Source organism: Streptomyces sp. NPDC053427, assembly GCF_044544985.1.
Lineage (GTDB): Bacteria > Actinomycetota > Actinomycetes > Streptomycetales > Streptomycetaceae > Streptomyces.
Map to the genome: position 1 here is coordinate 812,245 of NZ_JBITYA010000001.1, position 22,504 is coordinate 834,748.

Here is a 22,504-nt window from a genome sequence, read left to right on the forward strand (position 1 = left end):
AGACCCTCATGGCCGAGGCCTACATCGTCGATGCACTGCGCACCCCCGTCGGCAAAAAAGGCGGCGGACTGGCCGCCGTCCACCCCGCCGACCTCGGCGCCCATGTGCTCAAGGCGCTGATGGACCGCACGGACGCCGACCCCGCCGCCGTCGAGGACGTCGTCTTCGGCTGCCTGGACACGGTCGGGCCGCAGGCCGGCGACATCGCCCGCACCTGCTGGCTGGCCGCCGGGCTGCCCGAGGAGGTCCCCGGCGTCACCGTCGACCGCCAGTGCGGCTCCTCCCAGCAGGCCGTCCACTTCGCCGCCCAGGGCGTGCTCTCCGGCACTCAGGACCTGGTCGTCGCCGGCGGCGTACAGAACATGTCGCAGATCCCGATCGCCTTCGCCAGCCGTCAGGCCGCCGAACCCCTCGGCCTGACCGACGGCCCCTACGCCGGCTCCGCGGGCTGGCGGGCACGCTACGGCGACGCCCCCGTCAACCAGTTCCACGGCGCCGAACTCATCGCCACCAAATGGGACATCAGCCGCACGGACATGGAGGAGTTCGCGCTCCGCTCGCACCGGCGCGCCCTCCGCGCCATCGACGAGGGCCGCTTCGACCGCGAGATCGTCCCGTACGGGGACGTCACCACCGACGAGGGGCCGCGCCGCACCACTTCGCTGGAGAAGATGGCCGCGCTGGCGCCCGTCGTCGAGGGCGGCCGGCTGACCGCGGCGGTCTCCTCGCAGGTCTCCGACGGTGCCGCCGCCATGCTGCTGGCCTCCGAACGGGCGGTGGCCGAGCACGGCCTGACCCCCCGCGCCCGCATCCACCACCTCTCGGTGCGCGGCGAGGACCCGATCCGGATGCTGTCCGCGCCGATCCCCGCCACCGCGTACGCGCTGAAGAAGGCCGGCATGTCGCTGGACGACATCGACCTGGTCGAGATCAACGAGGCGTTCGCACCCGTGGTCCTGGCCTGGCTCAAGGAGACCGGAGCCGACCCCGAGAAGGTCAACGTCAACGGCGGCGCCATCGCCCTGGGCCATCCGCTCGGCGCGACCGGCGTCCGGCTGATGACGACCCTGCTGCACGAACTCGAGCGCACCGGCGGCCGGTTCGGGCTGCAGACCATGTGCGAGGGCGGCGGCCAGGCCAACGTGACCGTCATCGAGCGCCTCTGATGCACGCGCCGGACAACCACTGGGACGCCGAGACCGACCTGTGCGTCGTGGGGTTCGGCGCCGCCGGAGCGTCCGCGGCCCTCGAAGCCACCGACGCGGGCGCCGACGTCCTCGCCCTGGACCGCTTCGGTGGCGGCGGCGCCACCGCCCTGAGCGGGGGAGTCGTCTACGCCGGCGGCGGCACCGCGCAGCAGCGCGCCGCCGGGGCGCGCGACACCCCCGACGCCATGTACGCCTACCTCAAGGCCGAGACCCAGGGCGTGGTGAGCGATGCGCTGCTGCGCAGATTCTGCGCGGACAGCGCCGCGAACCTGGCCTGGCTGGAGGAGAAGGGCGCGGTCTTCGAGGGCACCCTCTGCCCGTTCAAGACCTCCTACCCCACGGACGACTACCTCCTCTACCACTCCGGCAACGAGCAGTTCCCGCCCTACCGCGACGCGGCACCGCCCGCACCCCGCGGCCACCGCACCAAGGCCAAGGGGCTCGCCTCGGGCAAGGTGCTCTTCGGGCACCTCGCCGCGGCGGCCCGCGCCCGCGGCGTCACCCTCGTCCCCCGGGCCCGCGCACGGCGCCTGATCCTCGACGGGGACCGGGTCGTCGGCGTGGAATACACCCAGCTGACCGGCGCCGCGGCCCGCGCGCACCGGGCGCTGTCCGCACCCCTGGGCAAGGGCAGCAACTACTACCCGCAGGGCGTGGGCGCCCTCGTCGGCGCGGTGCGGCGGCTGGAGGCACGCGCCGCGACCTTCACCGTACGGGCCCGGCGCGGAGTGGTCCTCGCCGCCGGCGGCTTCGCCTTCAACCCCCGGATGCTGACCGAACACGCCCCGCAGTACCTGCCGGGCCGGCCGCTCGGCACCATCGGCGACGACGAATCCGGCATCCGGCTGGGCACCTCCGCGGGCGGCGCGACCGCGCATCTGGACCGGGTGTCGGCCTGGCGCTTCTTCTCCCCGCCCACCTCGCTCGGCCGCGGCCTGCTCGTCGACCGAACGGGCCGGCGCATCTGCAACGAACTGCTCTACGGCGCGGCCATCGGCGACCACATGGTCAACCGCCACGACGGACACGCCTACCTGGTCGTCGACCGGGCGATCTGGGAACGGGCCAGGAAGGAGCTGCGCACCCAGACTGTCTTCTTCCAGAAGGCACAGATGGGCTATCTGTTCGCCCTCGGCCACGACAAGGCCGCCACCCCCGCGGCCGCCGCGGCCCGCGCCGGAATCTCCCCCGACGGGCTGGTGCGGACGCTGGAGGCCTACAACGCGGCGGCGCGGGAGGGCCGCCCGGACCCTCTGGGCAAGCCCGCGGAGTACGTCCAGCCGCTGGCCGGCGGCCCGTACTACGTCCTGGACTGCTCGCTCGGCAGCTCGCTGTTCTACCCCTGCCCGATGATCACCCTCGGCGGCCTGCGGGTGCACGACGACTCCGGGCAGGTGCAGCGCCCGGACGGCTCGGTCATCGACGGGCTGTACGCCGCGGGCCGCAGCGCGGTGGGAGTCTGCTCGCACAGCTACGTCAGCGGCCTGTCGATCGCCGACGCGGTGTTCTCCGGACGCCGCGCCGGCGCCCACGCCGCCGCCCGCTGACCGGGCGGCGGCGAAACCGGCCGGGTCAGCGCAGCAGATGGGCGCGGACCCGGCCCACGGTTTTCGCGTCCAGCCCCAGGCCCTCGGTGACATAGCCCTGGATGCCGCCGTACTCCCGCCGCAGCTCGCCGAGTCCCGCGTCCAGATAGGTTCTGCGGACCTCCTGGAGCGGCCGCAGCAGATCCGTGTCCCGCATCATCCCGGCCTTCTTCAGCCCGGCGTTGACCTTGGCGTCCGCCGGGCGCCGGAGGGCGTTGGAGAGCAGATAGTCCCGCTCGGCGGCGGCGTGCGGGACGCCGAGCAGGCGCAGCAGGACGTAGCTCAGCCAGCCGGTGCGGTCCTTGCCCGAGGTGCAGTGGAAGAGCAGCGGCAGCCGGCCGTCGCGCGCGATGTCCTCGAGGGTCGCCGCGAACCGGGCGCGGTTGCGGGCGTTGCTGACGAAGCCCGGGTAGATCTCCTGCATCCGCCGCTCGGCCCGGCCGCCGCCGAGCCGTTTCCGCTGCTCGGCCGGGTCCTTGGTGGCGACGGCCGACTGCATCGCCTGGAACAGCCCGGTGTCGCCGACCGGCCGGGAGATCACCTCCAGGCCGTGCGGCAGCCGGTCCCGGCCGTCGAACCGCAGCTCCGCCGGGACGCGCAGATCCACGACCGTGCGCAGACGGAGACCGGCCAGCGTGCGCAGATCGGCCGGGGTCAGCTCGGCGAGGGAGCCGGAGCGGAACAGCCGGCCGTAGCGGACCTCGCGGCCGTCGGCGGTGCGGTAGCCGCCGAGATCGCGGACGTTGACCGCGCCCTGCAGCGCTATGCGGCGGACGCGGACCGGGGCGGCGGACGGGGTGTGCTTCGTGGCCGAAGGGGTGTCGTCGGGCCCCGACTCGCAGGCGGTGAGCCCGCCGAGGGTGAGGGCGGATCCGAAGAGGAGGGTGGTGGCGCGGCGACGGGTGGGGAACACGCGACGGCTCCTGGGCAGAGGGGATGGAGGGGTCCCGTCCCGAACCGGCGGCACGGCGGCGGTCGGCGGACCGCGGCCCCGACGCGGGTCCGGGACGAGGGGGCCGGACGTCGTCCGGCAGGCCCGGATCAGCGGGGCAGGGACGCCAGCGTCGCCCGCGCCTCGGTCATGATCCGGTCGACGAGCTCCGCGCACGACGGCAGATCGTCGATCAGCCCGGCGACCTGGCCGGAGGCCATCACACCGAGGTCGGTACGGCCGTCGACCATCGACGCCTTCATCAGCATCGGGGTGTTGGCCGCGAGCAGCACCTGACTCCAGGTCAGGTCCTTGCCGTGCTTCATCGCCAAGCCGTCGCTGATCATCTGCGCCCAGCTCAGCCCGGACAGCTTCCTGAACGACGCGGCGTGCCGTACCGCCTTGAGCAGCGCGGCGGCGCGCCCGGACTTCTCCAGCGCCGCGACCAGCTCGCTGCGCAGCATCCGGTGCGGCAGGCCGTCCACCTTGGTGGTGACGGTGATGTCCTTGACGGACGCTTCCAGATAGCGGGCCTGGACGGCCCCCGGCACGGTGCTGTCCGAGGTCAGCAGGAAGCGGGTGCCCATGGCGATGCCGGCCGCGCCGTAGGAGAGGGCCGCGACCAGCCCCCGGCCGTCGAAGAAGCCGCCCGCGGCGATCACCGGGATGTCCACGGCGTCCACGACCTGGGGGAGCAGGACCGTGGTGGCGACGTTCCCCGTGTGGCCGCCGCCCTCACCGCCCTGGACGATGACCGCGTCGGCGCCCCAGGCCGCGACCTTCTCGGCGTGCCGGCGGGCGCCGATGGACGGGACGACGATGACGCCCGCGTCCTTGAGCCGGGCGATCAGCTCGCGCGAGGGGGCCAGCGCGAACGAGGCAACCCGTACGCCCTCCTCGACGATGACGGCCACGCGTTCGGCGGCATCGCCCGCATCCGCCCGCAGATTGACGCCGAACGGCGCGTCCGTGCGGGCGGCGACCTCGCGCACGGCGGCCCGCAGCTGACCGGGCGTCATGGTGGCCGAGGCGAGGATGCCGAGCGCGCCCGCATGGGCGGCGGCCGAGACCAGCCGTGGCCCGGCCACCCATCCCATGCCGGTCTGCACGATCGGATGCCGCACCCCGACCAGCTTCGTCAGCGGCGTCACGATGCCCGCACCGCTCGCCTCGGCCGCGCCGTTCGCCTCGCCCGTGCCGCCGGCCTCCTCCGCGCCGTTCGCCTCGCTCACGAGGGCACCTCGCGGTCGCGCAGCCCCTTCGGGTCGATGACCTCGCGGATCAGCCGCAGCTCCTCGGGGGTGGGCTCGCGCGTGCAGGGCACCTCGTCGGGCCGGGTGAGCGGGAAGCCGGTTGCCTCCTGGACCTCCTCCGCCGTCACGCCGGGGTGGAGGGAGGCCAGGCGCATGGCGCGGTCCGGGGTCTCGAAGTCGAAGACGCCGAGATCGGTGACGACGCGCGGGATGCGGTGGTAGCGGGTCGCCGACGGACCGGCGGCGGCCGCGCTGTCGTAGCCGACGCCGCTGATCATGTCGACCTTCTCCACGAAGACCCGCGTGGAGTGCTTGGGAACCCAGTAACTGACCGGATTGTTGAGGGTGTTGACGGGGGCGCCGCGCACGCCCAGGAGCTGCCGGGCGGGCCGCTGCCAGTCGCCGATGCAGGAGATGTTCTGGTTGCCGAAGCGGTCGATCTGGCTCGCTCCCATCATGACGTGGCGCCTGCCGCCGGTGACCATGGCCAGATGCTGGCGGTAGGGCAGCCAGCCCTCGGGTTCCCCGTCGAGCCCGACGATCATCGCCTCGCCGTCGGTGAGGAGAAGATCGGGGGAGAAGGTCCGTTTGGCCAGGCGGGCGCCGATGGACGGGATCAGGCCCATGGGGCTGGCGAGCACCTCACCGTTGTCCCGCCAGGCGTCGGCGCAGGCGACCGCGCAGTACTCGGCGCGTGTCGACGCATCGGTCGTCGTGCTCACTTCTGCTCCTCGTGCCAGGTCTGGACCGCGGACTGGTAGGTCTTCTCGTCCCCGTGCAGGAACCGCTCGGCGAATTCGGGCCAGGGGGTGGTGGCGTACAGCTTCTGAAAGGGCTCGTCGCGGCCGTAGTCGGGGACGCAGGAGGTGAAGTGCGCGCCGTTGGGGGTCTCGACGACTCCGGTGACCGCGTGCCGCTTGACGAGCAGGGTCTGCGGGACGGCGCCGGCGAAGGAGTCCACCAGCCGCTCGCAGGAGAGGTAGGCGCGGTCGGCGGCCTCGCAGAACAGGTCGTCGAAGTACGGGTCGGGGCCCAGGTACTGGCCGTTGCCGAGCCGGTCGGCGCGGTTGACGTGCACCAGGGCCGCGTCCAGGCGCAGGGCGGGCATCGCGACGAACGTCTCGCCGTCCTCGTACGGTGAGGTCACCGTCTTCAGCTCGGGGTTGACGCGCATGACGTCGGAGCCGAGGCCGGCGCGTACGGGGAGGAAGGGCAGACGGTTCGCGGCGGCGTGCAGGCCCCACATGAACATCGCCTCGTCGACCTCCGTCAGCGCGAAGGCGCCGCGCTGGCGGGCCGCCCGGAAGTGCGGTTCGAGGGGGATGGAGTCGAGGGTCGCGAAGGGGGCGACCAGCTTGCGGATCTTCCCGGCGGCGGCGAGCAGTCCGACGTCGGGACCGCCGTACGAGACGACGGTGAGATCGGTGATCTCGGAACGGAGCAGCGCCCGCACCAGCGCCATCGGTTTACGGCGCGAACCCCAGCCGCCGATGCCGAGGGTCATTCCGCTGCGCAGGCGGGAGACGACGTCCTCGGGCGTCATGGTCTTGTCGGTCATGAGCGGTCCTCCTTGCTCTCTGCCGCGCTCCGGGTGCCGAAGGTGTCGCGGACGCGGTCGGCGACCCCGCTGAGGTTCGCCTCGAAGGTGAAGCCCTGCTCGAAGCGGTAGCTGCGGTGTACGTCGACGGGGTCGATGCCGTTGATGGCGGCCTTGGCGAGGCGGATGAGGCTGCCGTCCTTGCGGGCGATTTCGCGCGCCAACTCCCTTGCCGTGTCGGTGAGTTCCTCGCGCGGTACGACCTTCCAGACCGAGCCGTGGGCGTGCAGTTCGGCGGCGGTGGCGGTGCGCGAGGTGTAGTAGAGCGCGCGCATCAGATGCTGGGGGACCAGCCGGGCCAGGTGCGTGGCCGCGCCGAGCGCGCCGCGGTCCAGCTCCGGCAGGCCGAAGGTGGCGTCCTCGCTCGCCACGATCGCGTCCGCGTTCCCGACGAGGCCGATGCCGCCGCCCAGACAGAAGCCGTGCACCGCGGCGACCACGGGCACCTCGCACTCGTAGACCGCCGAAAACGCTTCCGCGCAGCCACGGTTGGCGCCGATCAGCGCGCCGTGGCCGCCGGACGCGGTGTCCCGCTGCATCTCCTTGATGTCGACGCCCGCGTTGAAACCGCGGCCCTGGGCGGCGAGCACGACACAGCGGATGTCGGGGTCGCGGCCGGCCGCCCGGACCGCGTCCGCGAGGTCGTACCAGCCCTGCACGGGAAGGGCGTTGACCGGCGGGAAATCGACGGTGACGACCGCGATGCCCTCGTCCGGCCTGGAGGTGGAGACACCCATGAGCAGATCAGCTACCTTTCCACCAAGCGTTTGTTAGGTAGCGAAGTTAGCAGCGGATCGCGCGCTGCGGGAGGGGTGTCACATGAGCCTGACCCTCGATCTGGACGGACAGGTGGCCGTCGTCACCGGCGGCACCAGGGGCGTCGGCGCGGGAATCGCCCGCGCATTCCTCCAGGCCGGAGCCACCGTCGTGATCTGCGCCCGCAGACCACCCGACACACCCGTCGAAGCCGGCGGCCGCACCGCGCACTTCCACCCCCTCGACCTGCGCGACCCGGCCGCCGTACGGGACTTCTTCCCCCGCGTCGCGGCCGACCACGGCCGACTGGACTGCCTGGTCAACAACGCCGGAGGCACCCCCTACCGCCTCCTCGGCGAAACCGACGCCGCACGGCACACCCGGGTCCTCGAACTCAACCTCACCGCGCCGATGACCGCCTCGCTCGCCGCCTACGAGGTGATGCGCACCCAGCCCGACGGCGGTTCGATCATCATGATCGGCAGCGTCAGCGGCACCCGCCCCTCACCCGGCACCGCCGCCTACGGCGCCGCCAAGGCCGGCCTGGACAACCTCGCCCGCTCCATGGCCGTCGAATGGGCGCCGACGGTCCGCGTCAACACCCTCGTCCTGGGCATGGTGCGCACCGAACTCTCCGCCCTGCACTACGGCGACGAGGCGGGCATCGCCGCCGTCGGCGCCACCGTGCCCCTCGGCCGGCTCGCCGAACCCGCCGAGATCGGCGACGCCTGCGTCTTCCTCGCCTCCGACCGCGCCGGCTACCTCAGCGGCGCCTCCCTGCTCGTCCACGGCGGCGGCGAACGCCCCGCCTTCCTCGACGCCGCCACCGTCAACCACCCCAAGGAGAACCAGCAATGACCGGAATCTGCGCCGGACGCGTCGCCGCCGTCACCGGAGCCGGCCGGGGCCTGGGCCGCGCACACGCCCTCGCCCTCGCCGCCGAAGGAGCCTCCGTAGTCGTCAACGACCTCGGCGTGGCCGCCGACGGAGCCGGCACCTCCGCCGGACCCGCCCAGCGCGTCGTCGACGAGATCCGCGCCCTCGGCGGCCAGGCCGCCGCCCACACCGGCGACATCACCACCACCGACGGCGCCGCCTCCCTCGTCGCCACCGCCCTCGACTCCTTCGGCCGCCTCGACACCCTCGTCAACAACGCCGGATTCCTGCGCGACCGGATGCTCGTCAACCTCGACGAGGACGACTGGGACGCGGTCATGCGGGTCCACCTCAAGGGCCACTTCCTGCCGCTCAAGCACGCCGCCGGACACTGGCGCGCCGAGGCCAAGGCCGGCCGGACACCCGACGCCCGGGTCGTCAACACCAGCTCGGGCGCCGGACTCCTCGGCAGCGTCGGCCAGGGCAACTACGCCGCCGCCAAGGCCGGGATCATCGGCCTCACCCTCGTCGCCGCCGCCGAAATGGGCCGCTACGGCGTCCAGGTCAACGCCCTCGCCCCGGCCGCCCGCACCCGGATGACCGAGCAGACCTTCGCCGAGACCATGGCCGCGCCCGCCGAGGGGGAGTTCGACGCGATGGCCCCCGAGAACGTCTCCCCGCTGGTCGTCTGGCTGGCCTCCGCCGCCAGCGACGGCGTCACCGGCCGGGTCTTCGAGGCCGAGGCCGGCCGGATCACCGTGATGGAGGGCTGGCGGCCGGGCCCCACCGCCGACAAGGGCGCCCGCTGGACCCCGGCCGAGGCCGGCGAGACCGCCCGCAAGCTCCTCGCCGCCGCCGAGCCGCCGCAGCCGGTGTACGGGGCGCGCTGAGCGGCGCCGGCCGGGCGGGGCGGGGCCGGGGCGCCGGCGGGCCGTCGGCCTCGTCCCACCCCGCCCGGCCGGGCCGACGCCAGGGGCCACGACTGATCGGCATCACCTCACGTCGCCGAAATCCCGCTCAGCGGGAACGCGCGCTCCCCGCCCGCAGGCCACCCCGCTTAGCCTCCCCGGACGAACCGACCGCCCCGCGGAGGACCACCCCATGCTCAGTGACCGCCAACGGCACCTCGCGGCAGAACTGCTGCGGGACGCCGAGCGCAGCGGCACCCCCGTCGCTCCCCTCGTCGACGCCTTCCCGGGCATCGACGCCGAGGACGCCTACGAGATCCAGCTGATCAACATCCGGCAGCGGTGCGCCGCCGGCGCCACCGTCACCGGCCACAAGGTCGGACTGTCCTCCCCGGTCATGCAGCAGATGATGGGCGTCGACGAACCCGACTACGGCCACCTCCTCGACGGCATGGCACTGCACCGGGACCGGCCCGTACCTGCCGCCCGCTACTGCGCCCCGCGCATCGAGGTCGAGGTCGGCTTCGTCCTCGGCGACGATCTGCCGGGCGAGGAATGCACGGTGGCCGATGTGCTCGCCGCCACCGAACGGGTCGTACCCGCCCTGGAGTTGATCGACAGCAGGATCCGCGACTGGCAGATCGCGCTGCCCGACACCATCGCCGACAACGCCTCCTCCGCCGGCTATGTCATCGGCGACGGCCGCGACCCGCGCGAGCTCGACCTCAAGGCCATCGACGCGGTACTGCGCGACGACCGGCAGGAGCTCGCCGCGGGCCGCAGCGACGCCGTACTCGGCGACCCGGCCCGCTCCGTCGCCTGGCTCGCCCGCACCGTCGCCCGCTTCGCAGTGCCCCTCAGGAAGGGCCACCTGGTCCTGCCCGGCTCCTGCACCCGCGCCGTCGCGGTGACGGCCGGAGCGACCTTCACCGCCGAGTTCACCGGGCTGGGCTCGGTCTCCCTCTCGTTCATCTGAGGTGATGATGACCAGCAAGACCACGCCGTCGGACAACACCACGCCGTCGGACAAGACCACGCCCTCCGACAGGACCAGGCGCAAGGCCACCGCCGCGATCGTCGGATCCGGCAACATCGGCACCGACCTGCTCCACAAGCTGCAACGCTCCCCACTCATCGAACCCCGCTGGATGATCGGCGTCGACCCGGACAGCGAGGGACTCGCCCGCGCCCGCAGCGCCGGCCTGGAAGCCAGCCACGAGGGCGTCGACTGGCTGCTCGCCCAGGACGAGACGCCCGACCTCGTCTTCGAAGCCACCTCCGCCTCCGTCCACCGGGCCAACGCCCCGCGCTACGCCGAGCGCGGCATCAAGGCCGTCGACCTCACCCCGGCCGCCGTCGGCCCCGCCGTCGTCCCGCCCGCCAACCTCCGCGAGCACCTCGACGCCCCCAACGTCAACATGATCACCTGCGGCGGCCAGGCCACCATCCCCATGGTGTACGCGGTCTCCCGGGTGGTCCCCGTCCCGTACGCGGAGATCGTCGCCTCGGTCGCCTCCGTCTCCGCCGGCCCCGGCACCCGCGCCAACATCGACGAGTTCACCCGCACCACCTCGCGCGGCATCGAAACCATCGGCGGCGCCGCCCGCGGCAAGGCGATCATCATCCTCAACCCCGCCGAACCACCCGTCATCATGCGCGACACCGTCTTCTGCGCCCTCCCCGAGGACGCCGACCGGGCCGCCATCGCCCAGTCCGTCAAGGAGATCGCCGAGCAGGTCGCCACGTACGTACCCGGCTACCGCCTGCGCACCGAGCCGCAGTTCGACGATCCTTCGCCGGTCAGCGGCGGCATGGCCCGGGTCGCGATCTTCCTGGAGGTCGAAGGCGCCGGTGACTTCCTGCCGCCGTACGCAGGCAACCTCGACATCATGACCGCCGCCGCCACCAAGGTCGGCGAGGAGTTCGCGAAGGGCATGCAGGCATGAACACCGACTCCGGCACCACCACCGACTCCGGCACGGGCACCGTCCCCGGCACCCCCACGGGCTCCGGCACCAAGACCTACTCCGACACCCTCGACATCCGCGTCACCGACTCCTCCCTGCGCGACGGTTCGCACGCCAAGCGGCACCAGTTCACCGGCGAGGACGTACGGTCGATCGTCGCGGCCCTCGACGGCGCGGGCGTCCCCGTCATCGAGGTCACCCACGGCGACGGACTCGGCGGCTCGTCCTTCACCTACGGCTTCTCCAGGACCCCCGAGCAAGAACTCATCAAGATCGCCGTGGACACCGCCCAGGAAGCGAAGATCGCCTTCCTCATGCTGCCCGGCCTCGGCGTCAAGGACGACATCCGCACCGCCCACGGCAACGGCGCGCAGATCTGCCGGATCGCCACCCACTGCACCGAGGCCGACATCTCCCTCCAGCACTTCGGACTCGCCCGCGACATGGGCCTGGAGACCGTCGGCTTCCTGATGATGGCGCACTCCACCACCCCCGAAAAGCTCGCCCGGCAGGGCCGCATCATGGCCGATGCGGGCTGCCAGTGCGTCTACGTCGTCGACTCGGCCGGCGCCATGGTCATGGACGACGTCACCGACCGCGTCGCGGCACTGGTCGCCGAGCTCGGCGACGACGCCCAGGTCGGCTTCCACGGACACGAGAACCTGGCCCTGGGAACCGGCAACTCCCTCGCGGCCATCAAGGCGGGAGCGCTCCAGATCGACGGCTCCACCCGCCGCCTCGGCGCGGGCGCCGGCAACACCGCCGTCGAGGCACTGGTCGCGGTCTGCGCCAAGATGGGTATCCGCACCGGCATCGACGTACTCAAGATCATCGACGCGGCCGAGGACGCGGTCCGCCCCGTCATGGACGACGAGTGCCGACTCGACCGGCTCGCCCTGCTGATGGGGCACGCCGGCGTCTACTCCAGCTTCCTCAAACACGCCTACCAGCAGGCCGAACGCTACGGCGTCTCCGGCGCCGACATCCTGCTGCGGGCGGGCGAACGCCGCCTCGTCGGCGGCCAGGAGGACCAGCTCATCGACATCGCCGTCGAACTCGCGGCACGGAAGTAGAGGGAGAGAGACGATGACCGCACTCAACGAAGAGGCCCGTGTCATCGAGGCGGCCGCGCCGCCCACCCGGTTCGCCCGGGGCTGGCACTGTCTCGGCCTCGCCGACACGTTCAAGGACGGGGCGCCGCACGAGATCGAGGCGTTCGGCACCCGACTCGTCGTCTTCCAGGGCGCCGACGACGGCGAACTGCACATCCTCAACGCCTACTGCCCGCACATGGGCGGCAACCTCGCCCGCGGCACCGTCAAGGGCGACACCGTCGCCTGCCCCTTCCACGACTGGCGCTGGTCCGGCAACGGCCGCTGCGCCGGCATCCCGTACGCCCGCCGCGTCCCGCCGCGCGCCCGCACCCGCGCCTGGACCTCCCTCGAACGCAACCAGCAGCTCTACGTCTGGCACGACCCCGAGGGCAACCCGCCGCCCCCCGAGGTCACCATCCCCGAAATCGAGGGCATCGGCTCCGCCGACTGGTCCGGCTGGTCCTGGAATTCCCTCCGCGTCGAGAACTCCAACTGCCGCGAAATCGTCGACAACGTCGTCGACATGGCCCACTTCTACTACATCCACTACTCCTTCCCCACGTACTTCAAAAACGTCTTCGACGGCCATGTCGCCACCCAGTACATGGAATCGACCCCTCGCGGCGACATCGACCTCGGCACCCTCTCCTCCACCGGTGAACTGCGCTCCGACGCCTCGTACTACGGCCCCTCCTACATGATCGACAAACTCTGGACCGACGCCGGCGACGCGGGCGAGATGGAGTCCGTCCTGATCAACTGCCATTACCCGATCGACGAGAACAGCTTCCTGCTGATGTACGGCGCGAGCGTCAAAAAGCTCCCCGGCATGAACGACGAACAGGCCGCCGAGGCCGCCCGGCTCGCCTCCGAAGGCCTCAGGATCGGCTTCGAGCAGGACGTCGAGATCTGGCGGAACAAGACCCGGATCGATAATCCGCTCCTCACCGAGGAAGACGGCCCGGTCTACCAACTCCGCCGTTGGTACGAGCAGTTCTATGTGGACGTCGCCGACGTCAAGGACGAAATGGTGCGCCGCTTCGAGTTCGAGATCGACACCACCCGGGCCAACGCGGCCTGGCAGGCCGAGGTCGCGGACAACCTCGCCCGCCGCGCGGCCGGGGCCTGAGATGCGGCCCGTGGCCTGCGGGACCTGCGGAAATCAGGTCCTGTGCGAGAAATTCAGCCCCGCCCACACCCAGGTGCAGTGGACCACCGACGCCGCCGGGACCTGCCCGCGGATCCGCGCCCGGGTGGCGGCGGGCGAACTGAGCGCCCGGGTGCGTTCCTGCGACGCGCTGCGCGAGAGCATCGCCCGCGCCGTCGAGAACGGGACGCTGGTGGTCGCCGACAAGGACGGGAACGTGGACGGGGATGCGCACGGGGACGGGGACGGGAATGCGGACGCGAACGTGGACAGGAAAGTGGACGGGAACGCGGCGGTGGCCGATACCTGCGAAGCGTCGGCGGTGACCGATGGCTGAGCCGCGTACGCACCGGCTGGTGATCGCCGAGGTGATCGAGGAGACCGCCGACGCCCGCTCCCTGGTCTTCGAAAGTGCACCCCAACTCCGTTACCGGCCGGGCCAGTTCCTCACATTCAATCTGCCCGGCGCGAACGGGGAAGCGGTGACGGCCCGCTGCTACTCCCTCGCCAGCTCCCCGCACACCGGCGAACCGATGAAGGTCACGGTCAAACGGGTCCCCGGCGGCCACGGCTCCAACTGGCTGTGCGACCACGCCGCACCCGGCACCGAACTGGAGGTCCTGCCACCCGCCGGTACGTTCACCCCGTCCGGCCTGGATGCGGACCTCCTGCTGATCGCCGGCGGCAGCGGCATCACCCCGGTGATATCGATCGTCAAATCCTCGCTGACCCAGGGCCGGGGCCGGCTCGCCCTCCTCTATGCCAACCGCGCCGAATCCACCGTCATCTTCCGCGACGAACTGCGGGAGCTGGCCGAGGACTACCCGGACCGGCTCCAGGTGTTCCACTGGCTGGAGAGCCTCCAGGGCCTGCCCGCCGCGGACCGGCTGGCCGCCGCGCTCGCCCCGTACGCGGGCCGAACCGCCTACCTGTGCGGCCCGCAGCCCCTGATGGACGCCGCCGAGGAAGCCCTGCGCGCCCTCGGCGCGACCCGCGACCAGCTGCACCGCGAACGGTTCTTCTCCCTCAGCGGCGCCGCATTCGGGACCTCGTCCACAGCCGGCCCGCCCGTATCGGCTGCGGCCGACACGGCCGAGGCGACCGGCACGGCTGACACCGCCGACACGACCGGCATGGCCGAGGCGACCGGCACCGCCCAGGTCGAACTCGACGGCGAGACCCACGAGATCAACTGGTCGTCGGGCACCCCCCTCCTCGACGCGCTGCTCGCCGCCGGGGTCGACGCCCCGTACTCCTGCCGGGAGGGCGCCTGCGCCGCCTGTACGTGCCGACTACTGGACGGCGAGGTGAAGATGACACGCAATGAAGTACTCGACGAGACCGACCTCGCGGACGGCTACATCCTGGCCTGCCAGAGCCTGCCCCTCACCAACCAAGCCAAAATCACCTACACATGACCCTCGCCCACCACCAACACACAGCCCTCGCCCACCAACGAGCCGTGACTACTCTCCGTATCCACCCGGGAACCAATCACTCTCCGTAATCGTTGCCGGAATATGAGGAGGCAGCGCAAGGCCAAGCGGTGGGACCAGGCGCCCCGAGTCGGACGCCCCGGCCGTCACGGCGGCCGTCACAGCCACACTCGACGTCCTGGCGGTCGGCCGCTCGACGCCCCGGCCCTCACGGCGACCGCCGCCGCCACTCGCTGTCGCCGTCGCCGCCATTCGCTGTCGCCGTCACAGCCACTCGCTGTCCCGGATCCAAGCCATCGTGCTGTCCATCGCGGCGGGCGACAGCCTCGGCCCCGCCGGGGCGGCGGGACGGGGCGGCTTCTGTGGTTTTCCCGTCCGCCGCCCCGGCCCGAACAGTGACTGCCACACCGACCGCGCACAGTCCGTCACGGCAGGCACCAGGCGCTCCAGTTCGCGATGCGCCCCGTTGCCGGACAGGGAGATCGCGGCGATCGCCCGGCCCGCCCCGCGCAGCGGTACGGCCACACATGACACGCCCCGGTACGCCTCCTCACGATCGAAGGCGACGCCGCGCCGACGTGCCGAGATGAGCTCGCCGTGCAGCGCCTGCGGGCGGCTGAGGGTGCGCGGCGTGCGGGCCCGCAGCCCGCGCCGGATCACCTGCTCCACCAGCGCATCGTCGCTGAACGCCAGGATCGCCTTGCCCGCCGCGGTGCAGTAGGCGGGCAGCCGGCCGCCGACCCGCGAGGGCACCGCGGTGTCCATCGCCCCGCCGATCCGTTCCACCACGACCACCTCCGCATCGTCCAGCACCGCCAGATGCACCAGATGCCCGGTGGACTCATGGAGTTCGTGCAGATGCGGCAGGGCCGCCCGGCGCAGCCGGTGGTGATGGGAGGCCAGCGCCCCCAGCTCCAGCATCCCCATGCCGAGGCGGTAGCCGCGGCCCTCCCGCTCCAGCCAGCGCAGCTGCATCAGCTGGTCGAGGATGCGGTGCGCGGAGGATCTGGGCACCCCCGAGCGCTCCACCACTTCGGTCAGGGTGAGGCGCGGATCCGTGCTGCTGAACGCGCTCATCACCCGCGCGGCCTTCTCCAGCAGCGACGGCGGCGGGCAGTCGCCCTCGAGGGACTGCTGCGTCATCGGTGTACCTCCACGGAATCCCACAGAACGGCCGGAACGGCGCAACACCCCGGCGTTGCACCCCTGGTACGGACCGGAGCAGGGCCGTGACCAGGTTTTTCCGGGGTTGCGGGGAGACTGCCAGCCCTCCCGCTGAGTGGGAAGAGGGTATTTCGTTTCGGAATAGTAAAGCGTAGGTTCCCCCTACCCCTGCCGCGGGACGGAGCGGCAGGGGCCCATCCCGTACGACCCGAGAGGGGATGCGCATGCGCGACGACGACGTACTCGCAGCGGTCCGCGAACTCGCCCCGGCCCTGCGTGAGCGGGCCGCGGAGGCCGAGACGCTCCGCAAGGTGCCCGAGACGTCCATCAAGGACCTGGAGGAGACCGGCTTCTTCCGGCTGCTTCAGCCGCAGGCCTACGGCGGACTGGCCGCCGACCCGCTGGTCTTCTACCGCTGCGTCAAGGACATAGCCAAGGCCTGCGGTTCGACCGGCTGGGTCGCCTCCGTCGTCGGCGTCCACCCCTGGCACGTGGCGCTCTACGACCGCCGCGCCCAGGACGAGGTGTGGGGCGAGGACCCGCACACCCGGATCTCCTCTTCGTACGCCCCCACCAGCGACGTCACCCCGGTCACGGGGGGTTTCAAGGTCTCCGGCCGCTGGCACTTCTCCTCCGGCTGCGACCACACCGACTGGGCGCTGCTCGGCGGCCTGGTCACCGACAGCGACGGCAAGCCGGTCGAGGTCTACACGTTCCTGGTGCCGCGCACCGACTACCGCATCGTCGATGTCTGGGACACCGTCGGCCTGCGCGGCACCGGCAGCAACGACATCGTCATGGAGGACGTCTTCGTCCCCGAGCACCGGGCCCTCGGCTTCGGCCCGGTCAGCGCGCTCGACTGCCCCGGCCACCGGGTCCACCCCGAACCCCTCTACCGGCTGCCGTACGCATCCGTCTTCACCACCACCATCTCGACGCCGATCGTCGGCATCGCGGAGGGGGCGTACGAGGGCTATGTCGCCGCCACGCGGGAGCGGTTCCGGGTCTCGTACGGCCAGAAGGTCGCCGAGGATCCGTTCGCCCAGGTGCGGATCGCCCGCGCCGCCAGCGACATCGACGCCGCATGGCTTCAACTGACGCGGAACATCGGCGAGTTGTACGAGCTGGCGGTGCGGGGTGAGGAGCTGCCGATGGGGCTGCGTACCCGCGCCCGCCGCGACCAGGTGCTCGCCACCGAGCGGGCGGTCGCCGCGGTGGACCTGCTGATGGAGAACGCCGGTGGCAGCGCCATGCGCGCCGGCCCGAACGCCGTCCAGCGCGCCTGGCGCGATGTCCACACCGGCCGCGGCCACGCCGCCAACGACCCCGAGCGGGCGCTGGTCCACTTCGGCCAGGGTGCGCTCGGCATCGACATCCAGGACACGATGCTGTGATCACCTACGAGAGCACCTCGAAGACCGTGAAGGTCGCCAGGGCCGGCGGCCTGAGCCTGCACTACAACGAAGCGGGGCCGCGGGACGCGCCCGTGGTGATCATGCTGCACGGCGGCGGCCCCGGAGCCTCCGGCTGGTCCAACTTCGGCCGCAACATGCCCGTCTTCGCGGAGCACTTCCGTACGCTGCTGATCGACCAGCCGTGTTACGGCGCCTCCGACAAGCCCGAGCCGGACAAGGACTTCTTCTCCTTCGCCGCCGATGCCGTGGCGGCGCTGATGGACCAACTCGGCCTGAAAGAAGCCCACTTCATCGGCAACTCGCTCGGCGGCGGCACCGCCACCCGGATGGCCCTCGACCATCCGGACAAGGTCGGCAAGCTCCTCCTGATGGGCCCCGGCGGCATCTCCCTCAACCTCTTCTCGCCCGACCCGACCGAGGGCATCAAGAAGCTCTTCGCCTTCAACGCCGCCGACGGCTCCGGCGAGCCCACCCGCGAGCAGATGCGGGACTTCCTGCTGACCATGGCCTACGACCCGGCGATCGTCACCGACGCCTTCGTCGAGGAGCGCTACGCGCAGGCCGTCGACCCCGACGCCCGCCTGGGCACCGCCCGGATGGGCGCGTCGTTCGCCAAGTGGCCCCAGGACACCATGCTGTGGCGCGAGGCGCACCGCATCACCCACCCCACGCTGATCACCTGGGGCCGCGAGGACCGCACCAACCCGCTCGACGGAGCGCTGGTCGCCCTCAAGACCATCCCCGATGCGCGCCTGCACGTCTTCCCGCACTGCGGCCACTGGGCACAGACGGAGCGGTTCGACGAGTTCAACCGCCTCGCCATCGACTTCTTCTCGCACTGAGTCACACCGGAAACGAGAACTCCGAGGACCTCATCATGGACATTCGCTCCCTGGGATATCTGCGCATCGAGACCGCCAAGCTCGCCGAGTGGCGCACCTACGTCCTCGACATCCTCGGGATGGCCGAGGCCGAGGGCACCACGGACGAGGTGCTCCACGTCCGTATCGACGACCGCATCCGCCGCTTCTCCTTCGTCGCCGGCGCACAGGACCGGCTCGTCGCCGCCGGCTTCGAGGTCGCGGGCGCCAAGGCGCTGGCCGAGGCTGCCGCCGAACTCGAAGCGGCCGGTGTCGCCGTCAAGCACGCCGACGAGGCCACCCTCGCCGAACGCCGCGTACAGGGCCTGATCCACTGCGACGACCCGGCCGGCAACCCCCTGGAGATCTACTGGGGCCAGGCCCAGGACCACACCCCGCTCGGCACCCCGTACGGCAACCGCTTCGTCACCGGCGATCACCTGGGCCTCGGCCATGTCGTCCTGCCCGCGCCCGACATGGACGCGGCCGTCGACTTCTACGAGAACCTGCTCGGCTTCCAGCTGCGCGACCGGATGAAGCTGCCGCCCGTCGCCGTCCCGACCGGCGAGCCGGGCCGCGACTTGTTCTGGATGAACTTCCTCAGCCCCAACGCCCGCCACCACAGCCTCGGCCTCTACCCGGGAGCCCTCCCGCCCGGCATCGTGCACTTCATGGTCGAGCTGGAGAGGCTCGACGACGTCGGCTTCTGCCTGGACCGGATGAACGAGGCGGGCATCCCGATCGCCTCCTCGCTGGGCCGGCACTCCAACGACCACATGGTGTCGTTCTACGCCCAGGCACCCGGCGGCTTCCAGGTCGAATACGGCTGGGACGGCCTGATCGTCGACCCGGCCACCTGGACCACGAAGGAGATCACCTCCGACAGCTTCTGGGGCCACCAGTGGAACGGCTGACCGAGCCCGCGGCCTTCCGCCCTGCGGCCGGGACAAGGAGCGGGACGACCCACGACAGCTGCGGAGGCCGACGATGGAAAGCGTGATCGATCCGGTGGCCTTCCGCGACATCGTCGGGCGCTTCGCCAGCGGTATCACCGTCGTCGCCACCCTCGGCGACGACGGCCGCCCGGCCGGTCTGGCCTGCCAGTCCTTCGCCTCGCTCTCCCTCGACCCGCCGCTGATCATGCTCTGCGTCGGGAAGTCCTCGACGAGCTGGCCGACGATCGAGGCCGCCGGACGGTTCGCCGTCTCCGTCCTCGCCGAGGAGCAGCGGGACGTCTGCGCCGCGCTCGGCAGATCCGGCCCGGACAAGTTCGCCGGCATCGACTGGCGCGCCTCGTCCCACGGCACCGTGCACCTCGACGGCGCCCTGGCCACCGTGGACTGCGCGCTGGAGGCCGTCCACGAGGCGGGCGACCACCTGGTCGTCACCGGCCGGGTCACCGAACTCGCCGCCCGCGACGACGGATCGCCGCTGCTGTACTTCCGCAGCGCCTACGCCGCCGGAGCGTTCTGATGCCCCTCGACGCCACGAAGCTCACGGCCGCGCCGGCCGTCCGTACCCAGGTGAGCTGGGACGACCACGATGTGCGGCTCTATCACCTCGCCCTCGGCGCGGGCGTCCCCGAGACCGACGAGCGCGAACTGGCCTATGTCTACGAGCGGCACGCCCGCGGCCTCGCCGTACTGCCCACCTTCGGCACGGTCGCGGGCGGCACCGGCGGAATCGGCTTCCAGGTCTTCGACCTGCCCGGCGCCGACATCGACCTCGCCCGGGCGCTGCACGGCGGCCAGGAGATCACCGTGCACCGCCCGCTGCCCGCCGCCGCCCGCGCCACCGCCGTCACCCGCGTCCCCGCCGTGTACGACAAGGGCAAGGCCGCCGTCATCGTCCAGGAATCCACCCTGTACGACGAGGAGGACCGCCCCCTGCTGACCCAGCGCAACCAGATCTTCGTGCACGGCGCCGGCGGCTTCGGCGGCGACCGCGGTCCCACGCACCGCGCCCCCGCCCCCAGCCGGGCCCCCGACCATGTCCTCGACGTGCCCACGCTGCGCCAACAGGCCTTGCTCTACCGCCTGACCGGCGACTGGAACCCGCTGCACGCCGACCCGGCCACCGCCCGCGCGGCCGGCTACGACCGCCCCGTCCTGCACGGCCTGTGCACCTTCGGCATCGCCGTCAAGGCCCTCACCGACCGCCTGCTGCACTGCGACCCCACCCGGATCACCGCCTGCCGCACCCGCTTCGCCGGGGTCTTCTACCCCGGCGAGACCCTGCGGCTGCACATCTGGCGGGACGCCGACGGCCTGGTGTTCCGGGCGACCTCGGCCGACCGCGACGAGGCGCCGGTACTGACCGAAGCGAGCGTCGCCCTCCGCCGCCCGCCGCACCGAACGGAGCCCCGATGAGCAAGAGCTGGGACCACACCTACGACGTGGTGGTCGTCGGATCCGGCGCGGCCGGTCTCGCCGCCGCCCTCACCGCCCGGCTACGCGGCCTGAGCGTCCTGGTGGTCGAGAAGACCGGCTTCTACGGCGGGTCCACCGCCCTGTCCGGCGGCGCCCTCTGGGTGCCGACCAACTTCCATCTGGATGCGGCGGGCCTGGGCGACACCCGGGAGAAGGCCCGCGCCTACCTCGACGCCACCGTCGGGGACCGCGTACCGGACGCCCTCAAGGACGCCTACCTCGACAACGGGCCGCGCATGGTCCGCGAGTTCCACGACCGTACGCACGTGACATTCGTCTACACCCCCGGCTACTGCGACTACTTCCCCGAGCGGCTGGGCGGCTGCCCCCAGGGCCGGTCCATCGAGCCGGCCATCTTCGACTTCAACCGGCTCGGGCCCGAAGCGCGCCGCACCATGCGCCGGGCCGGCCTGCCCACGTACGGGCTGACCATCACCAGCCACGACTTCCGCTCTCTCAACATGGTCGCCCGCACCTGGGCCGGCCGCCGCACCTCCGTCAAGGTCGGGCTGCGCGCCGCCAAGGCGCTGGCCACCCGCAGCAAACCGCTGTCGCTGGGCGAGGCGCTGATCGCCCGGATGCGGCACTCCCTCGACGGCCTCGGCGGCGACCTGTGGCTGTCCGCGCCGCTGACCGCCCTGGTCGAGGAGAACGGCCGGATCACCGGCGTACGCGTCCGCTCCGACGGCAAGGAGGTCACCGTCGGCGCCACCGGCGGCGTGGTCCTCGCCTCGGGCGGCTTCTCCCACAACCAGCGGCTGCGCGAGAAGCACCTCCCGGCCCCCACCTCGACGGTCTGGTCCTCGGCGTCGGAGGGGCAGACCGGCGACGCACTGGAACTGGGCATCGAGGCCGGTGCCGCCACCGACCTGCTCGACAAGGTCTGGGGCGCCCCCTCCGTCGTACCCCCCGGCGAACGCCCCTTCTTCCTCGTCGCCGACCGCGGTATCCCCGGCATGGTCATCGTCGACCAGGCGGGCGACCGCTACGCCAACGAGGCCGCGCCGTACAGCGATTTCGTCGACGCGATGTACGCGCACCACACCCCCGAGGCGTCCACCGTCCCCTCCTGGCTGATCCTCGACGCCCGCGCCAAGTCCCGCTATCTCTTCATGGGCCTCTTCCCCGGCCAGCCGTTCCCCAAGAAGTGGCTGGCCGACGGCTTCATCAAGAAGGCGGACTCGCTCACCGAACTGGCCGGCCGCACGGGCATCGCTCCCCAGCGGCTGACCGCCACCGTCGACCGCTTCAACGCCTTCGCCCACGCGGGCCGCGACGCCGACTTCCACCGCGGCGAAAGCGTCTACGACCGCTACTACGGCGACCCGACCCTGCCCAACCCCAACCTCGCCCCCTTGTCCAAGCCGCCCTACTACGCCGTCCCCGTACACCCCGGGGACATCGGCACCAAGGGCGGTCTGGTCACCGACGCCGCGGCCCGGGTGCTCCGGGAGGACGGCAGCCCGATCGAGGGGCTGTACGCGTCCGGCAATGTCTCCGCGGCGCCGATGGGGGAGACCTATCCGGGACCGGGGGCGACGATCGGGCCGGCCATGACGTTCAGCTGGTCGGCGGTCAACCACCTCGCCGAGACGATCCGTTCGCGCTGATGCCGAGCGCCCCACGCCGGTTCCGGCCCGGCGTGGGGCGCCCGTCCTACGGGCGGGGGCCGATGGCCTCGCCCTCGTCGTCGTACACGCTGATGGCCATGGCCGGACAGAGGTCGGCCGCGTCCAGCGCCCGCTCGTCCGCCTCGAACTCCTCCTTCACCGGGCGGGAGTGGCTCTCACCGAGGACGAACAGGTCCGGCGCGATATTCGCGCACATCCCCGACGCCATGCACTGCCGGGAATCGACCGCCGCTTTCCACGTCATCC

General features: G+C 72.0%; 23 protein-coding genes. 16 read left to right on the forward strand and 7 right to left on the reverse strand.

Annotated features, from left to right (window positions below):
- Window positions 1-8: 8 nt before the first annotated feature.
- On the forward strand, window positions 9-1,166 hold the full coding sequence (locus tag ACIGWZ_RS03135; RefSeq protein ID WP_400060201.1) for an acetyl-CoA C-acetyltransferase: 1,158 nt from the start codon (window positions 9-11) through the stop codon (window positions 1,164-1,166).
- Window positions 1,166-2,755 (forward strand): FAD-binding protein, encoded by a 1,590-nt coding sequence (locus ACIGWZ_RS03140; RefSeq protein ID WP_400060203.1) that lies wholly within the window; start codon window positions 1,166-1,168, stop codon window positions 2,753-2,755. The genes ACIGWZ_RS03135 and ACIGWZ_RS03140 overlap by 1 nt, the downstream gene beginning before the upstream one ends.
- Before the next feature lie 25 nt (window positions 2,756-2,780).
- Here the strand turns inward: ACIGWZ_RS03140 and ACIGWZ_RS03145 are convergent, their stop codons facing one another.
- The 5 genes from ACIGWZ_RS03145 to ACIGWZ_RS03165 all read right to left on the reverse strand — a co-directional run bounded on the left by ACIGWZ_RS03145 (window position 2,781) and on the right by ACIGWZ_RS03165 (window position 7,312).
- The gene (locus ACIGWZ_RS03145) at window positions 2,781-3,707 is read right to left on the reverse strand and encodes a tyrosine-protein phosphatase (RefSeq protein WP_400060205.1); all 927 of its coding nucleotides are present in this window, start codon (window positions 3,705-3,707) and stop codon (window positions 2,781-2,783) included.
- Between the two features lie 128 nt (window positions 3,708-3,835).
- Window positions 3,836-4,879 carry an NAD(P)H-dependent flavin oxidoreductase gene (locus ACIGWZ_RS03150; RefSeq protein WP_400060802.1) on the reverse strand — a complete coding sequence of 348 codons (1,044 nt, stop codon included), beginning with the start codon at window positions 4,877-4,879 and terminating at the stop codon, window positions 3,836-3,838.
- A 74-nt stretch (window positions 4,880-4,953) separates the two neighbouring features.
- Window positions 4,954-5,700 carry a CoA-transferase subunit beta gene (locus tag ACIGWZ_RS03155; RefSeq protein ID WP_400060206.1) on the reverse strand — a complete coding sequence of 249 codons (747 nt, stop codon included), beginning with the start codon at window positions 5,698-5,700 and terminating at the stop codon, window positions 4,954-4,956.
- On the reverse strand, window positions 5,697-6,536 hold the full coding sequence (locus ACIGWZ_RS03160; RefSeq protein WP_400060208.1) for a CoA transferase subunit A: 840 nt from the start codon (window positions 6,534-6,536) through the stop codon (window positions 5,697-5,699). Before ACIGWZ_RS03160 ends, ACIGWZ_RS03155 begins: the two co-directional genes overlap by 4 nt.
- A complete protein-coding gene (locus ACIGWZ_RS03165) occupies window positions 6,533-7,312 on the reverse strand; it encodes an enoyl-CoA hydratase family protein (RefSeq protein ID WP_400060210.1) in 780 nt (259 codons plus the stop codon). The genes ACIGWZ_RS03160 and ACIGWZ_RS03165 overlap by 4 nt, the downstream gene beginning before the upstream one ends.
- Before the next feature lie 82 nt (window positions 7,313-7,394).
- On the opposite strand from ACIGWZ_RS03165, the gene ACIGWZ_RS03170 reads away from it, so the two are divergent.
- The 8 genes from ACIGWZ_RS03170 (at window position 7,395) to ACIGWZ_RS03205 (ending at window position 14,741) form a co-directional block, all read left to right on the forward strand.
- Complete coding sequence (locus ACIGWZ_RS03170) at window positions 7,395-8,189, forward strand: SDR family oxidoreductase (RefSeq protein ID WP_400060212.1); 795 nt, start codon at window positions 7,395-7,397, stop codon at window positions 8,187-8,189.
- On the forward strand, window positions 8,186-9,097 hold the full coding sequence (locus ACIGWZ_RS03175; protein ID WP_400060214.1) for an SDR family oxidoreductase: 912 nt from the start codon (window positions 8,186-8,188) through the stop codon (window positions 9,095-9,097). The genes ACIGWZ_RS03170 and ACIGWZ_RS03175 overlap by 4 nt, the downstream gene beginning before the upstream one ends.
- Window positions 9,098-9,308: 211 nt before the next feature.
- Window positions 9,309-10,091, forward strand: coding sequence for a 2-keto-4-pentenoate hydratase (locus ACIGWZ_RS03180; protein WP_400060216.1), 783 nt, complete (start codon window positions 9,309-9,311; stop codon window positions 10,089-10,091).
- A 7-nt stretch (window positions 10,092-10,098) separates the two neighbouring features.
- The gene (locus ACIGWZ_RS03185) at window positions 10,099-11,061 is read left to right on the forward strand and encodes an acetaldehyde dehydrogenase (acetylating) (protein WP_400060218.1); all 963 of its coding nucleotides are present in this window, start codon (window positions 10,099-10,101) and stop codon (window positions 11,059-11,061) included.
- Window positions 11,058-12,155 carry a 4-hydroxy-2-oxovalerate aldolase gene (dmpG, locus tag ACIGWZ_RS03190; RefSeq protein WP_400060220.1) on the forward strand — a complete coding sequence of 366 codons (1,098 nt, stop codon included), beginning with the start codon at window positions 11,058-11,060 and terminating at the stop codon, window positions 12,153-12,155. Before ACIGWZ_RS03185 ends, dmpG begins: the two co-directional genes overlap by 4 nt.
- Before the next feature lie 13 nt (window positions 12,156-12,168).
- Window positions 12,169-13,305 carry a Rieske 2Fe-2S domain-containing protein gene (locus ACIGWZ_RS03195; protein ID WP_400060222.1) on the forward strand — a complete coding sequence of 379 codons (1,137 nt, stop codon included), beginning with the start codon at window positions 12,169-12,171 and terminating at the stop codon, window positions 13,303-13,305.
- Window positions 13,306-13,315: 10 nt separating this feature from the next.
- Window positions 13,316-13,660, forward strand: a complete 345-nt coding sequence (locus ACIGWZ_RS03200; RefSeq protein WP_400060224.1) for a hypothetical protein — start codon at window positions 13,316-13,318, stop codon at window positions 13,658-13,660.
- The gene (locus ACIGWZ_RS03205) at window positions 13,653-14,741 is read left to right on the forward strand and encodes a 2Fe-2S iron-sulfur cluster-binding protein (protein ID WP_400060226.1); all 1,089 of its coding nucleotides are present in this window, start codon (window positions 13,653-13,655) and stop codon (window positions 14,739-14,741) included. The genes ACIGWZ_RS03200 and ACIGWZ_RS03205 overlap by 8 nt, the downstream gene beginning before the upstream one ends.
- Window positions 14,742-15,023: 282 nt before the next feature.
- On the opposite strand, the gene ACIGWZ_RS03210 is transcribed toward ACIGWZ_RS03205, so the two are convergent.
- The gene (locus ACIGWZ_RS03210; protein WP_400060228.1) at window positions 15,024-15,902 is read right to left on the reverse strand and encodes an IclR family transcriptional regulator; all 879 of its coding nucleotides are present in this window, start codon (window positions 15,900-15,902) and stop codon (window positions 15,024-15,026) included.
- Between the two features lie 239 nt (window positions 15,903-16,141).
- On the opposite strand from ACIGWZ_RS03210, the gene hsaA reads away from it, so the two are divergent.
- The 6 genes from hsaA (at window position 16,142) to ACIGWZ_RS03240 (ending at window position 22,237) form a co-directional block, all read left to right on the forward strand.
- Window positions 16,142-17,317: a 3-hydroxy-9,10-secoandrosta-1,3,5(10)-triene-9,17-dione monooxygenase oxygenase subunit gene (hsaA, locus tag ACIGWZ_RS03215; protein ID WP_400060229.1), complete on the forward strand. Its 1,176-nt coding sequence runs from the start codon at window positions 16,142-16,144 to the stop codon at window positions 17,315-17,317.
- A complete protein-coding gene (gene hsaD / locus ACIGWZ_RS03220) occupies window positions 17,314-18,180 on the forward strand; it encodes a 4,5:9,10-diseco-3-hydroxy-5,9,17-trioxoandrosta-1(10),2-diene-4-oate hydrolase (protein WP_400060231.1) in 867 nt (288 codons plus the stop codon). The genes hsaA and hsaD overlap by 4 nt, the downstream gene beginning before the upstream one ends.
- A 35-nt stretch (window positions 18,181-18,215) precedes the next feature.
- Complete coding sequence (locus tag ACIGWZ_RS03225) at window positions 18,216-19,112, forward strand: VOC family protein (RefSeq protein ID WP_400060234.1); 897 nt, start codon at window positions 18,216-18,218, stop codon at window positions 19,110-19,112.
- 73 nt (window positions 19,113-19,185) lie between these two features.
- Window positions 19,186-19,671, forward strand: coding sequence for a flavin reductase family protein (locus ACIGWZ_RS03230; protein WP_400060236.1), 486 nt, complete (start codon window positions 19,186-19,188; stop codon window positions 19,669-19,671).
- Window positions 19,671-20,567, forward strand: coding sequence for a MaoC/PaaZ C-terminal domain-containing protein (locus ACIGWZ_RS03235; protein ID WP_400060238.1), 897 nt, complete (start codon window positions 19,671-19,673; stop codon window positions 20,565-20,567). Before ACIGWZ_RS03230 ends, ACIGWZ_RS03235 begins: the two co-directional genes overlap by 1 nt.
- Entirely contained in the window at window positions 20,564-22,237 is a 1,674-nt protein-coding gene (locus tag ACIGWZ_RS03240; RefSeq protein ID WP_400060240.1) for an FAD-dependent oxidoreductase, read from the forward strand. The genes ACIGWZ_RS03235 and ACIGWZ_RS03240 overlap by 4 nt, the downstream gene beginning before the upstream one ends.
- A 46-nt stretch (window positions 22,238-22,283) precedes the next feature.
- Here the strand turns inward: ACIGWZ_RS03240 and ACIGWZ_RS03245 are convergent, their stop codons facing one another.
- Window positions 22,284-22,502 carry a ferredoxin gene (locus ACIGWZ_RS03245; RefSeq protein WP_400060241.1) on the reverse strand — a complete coding sequence of 73 codons (219 nt, stop codon included), beginning with the start codon at window positions 22,500-22,502 and terminating at the stop codon, window positions 22,284-22,286.
- Between the last annotated feature and the right edge of the window lie 2 nt (window positions 22,503-22,504).

Excerpts from the sequence above, each read along its gene's own strand:
- ACIGWZ_RS03135 (WP_400060201.1), top strand. The coding sequence starts at position 9 with ATGGCCGAGGCCTACATCGTCGATGCACTGCGCACCCCCGTCGGCAAA.
- ACIGWZ_RS03140 (WP_400060203.1), top strand. The coding sequence starts at position 1,166 with ATGCACGCGCCGGACAACCACTGGGACGCCGAGACCGACCTGTGCGTC.
- ACIGWZ_RS03160 (WP_400060208.1), bottom strand. The coding sequence starts at position 6,536 with ATGACCGACAAGACCATGACGCCCGAGGACGTCGTCTCCCGCCTGCGC.
- ACIGWZ_RS03165 (WP_400060210.1), bottom strand. The coding sequence starts at position 7,312 with ATGGGTGTCTCCACCTCCAGGCCGGACGAGGGCATCGCGGTCGTCACC.
- ACIGWZ_RS03170 (WP_400060212.1), top strand. The coding sequence starts at position 7,395 with ATGAGCCTGACCCTCGATCTGGACGGACAGGTGGCCGTCGTCACCGGC.
- ACIGWZ_RS03175 (WP_400060214.1), top strand. The coding sequence starts at position 8,186 with ATGACCGGAATCTGCGCCGGACGCGTCGCCGCCGTCACCGGAGCCGGC.
- ACIGWZ_RS03180 (WP_400060216.1), top strand. The coding sequence starts at position 9,309 with ATGCTCAGTGACCGCCAACGGCACCTCGCGGCAGAACTGCTGCGGGAC.
- ACIGWZ_RS03185 (WP_400060218.1), top strand. The coding sequence starts at position 10,099 with ATGACCAGCAAGACCACGCCGTCGGACAACACCACGCCGTCGGACAAG.
- dmpG (WP_400060220.1), top strand. The coding sequence starts at position 11,058 with ATGAACACCGACTCCGGCACCACCACCGACTCCGGCACGGGCACCGTC.
- ACIGWZ_RS03195 (WP_400060222.1), top strand. The coding sequence starts at position 12,169 with ATGACCGCACTCAACGAAGAGGCCCGTGTCATCGAGGCGGCCGCGCCG.
- ACIGWZ_RS03205 (WP_400060226.1), top strand. The coding sequence starts at position 13,653 with ATGGCTGAGCCGCGTACGCACCGGCTGGTGATCGCCGAGGTGATCGAG.
- ACIGWZ_RS03210 (WP_400060228.1), bottom strand. The coding sequence starts at position 15,902 with ATGACGCAGCAGTCCCTCGAGGGCGACTGCCCGCCGCCGTCGCTGCTG.
- hsaA (WP_400060229.1), top strand. The coding sequence starts at position 16,142 with ATGCGCATGCGCGACGACGACGTACTCGCAGCGGTCCGCGAACTCGCC.
- ACIGWZ_RS03225 (WP_400060234.1), top strand. The coding sequence starts at position 18,216 with ATGGACATTCGCTCCCTGGGATATCTGCGCATCGAGACCGCCAAGCTC.
- ACIGWZ_RS03230 (WP_400060236.1), top strand. The coding sequence starts at position 19,186 with ATGGAAAGCGTGATCGATCCGGTGGCCTTCCGCGACATCGTCGGGCGC.
- ACIGWZ_RS03235 (WP_400060238.1), top strand. The coding sequence starts at position 19,671 with ATGCCCCTCGACGCCACGAAGCTCACGGCCGCGCCGGCCGTCCGTACC.
- ACIGWZ_RS03240 (WP_400060240.1), top strand. The coding sequence starts at position 20,564 with ATGAGCAAGAGCTGGGACCACACCTACGACGTGGTGGTCGTCGGATCC.
- ACIGWZ_RS03245 (WP_400060241.1), bottom strand. The coding sequence starts at position 22,502 with ATGACGTGGAAAGCGGCGGTCGATTCCCGGCAGTGCATGGCGTCGGGG.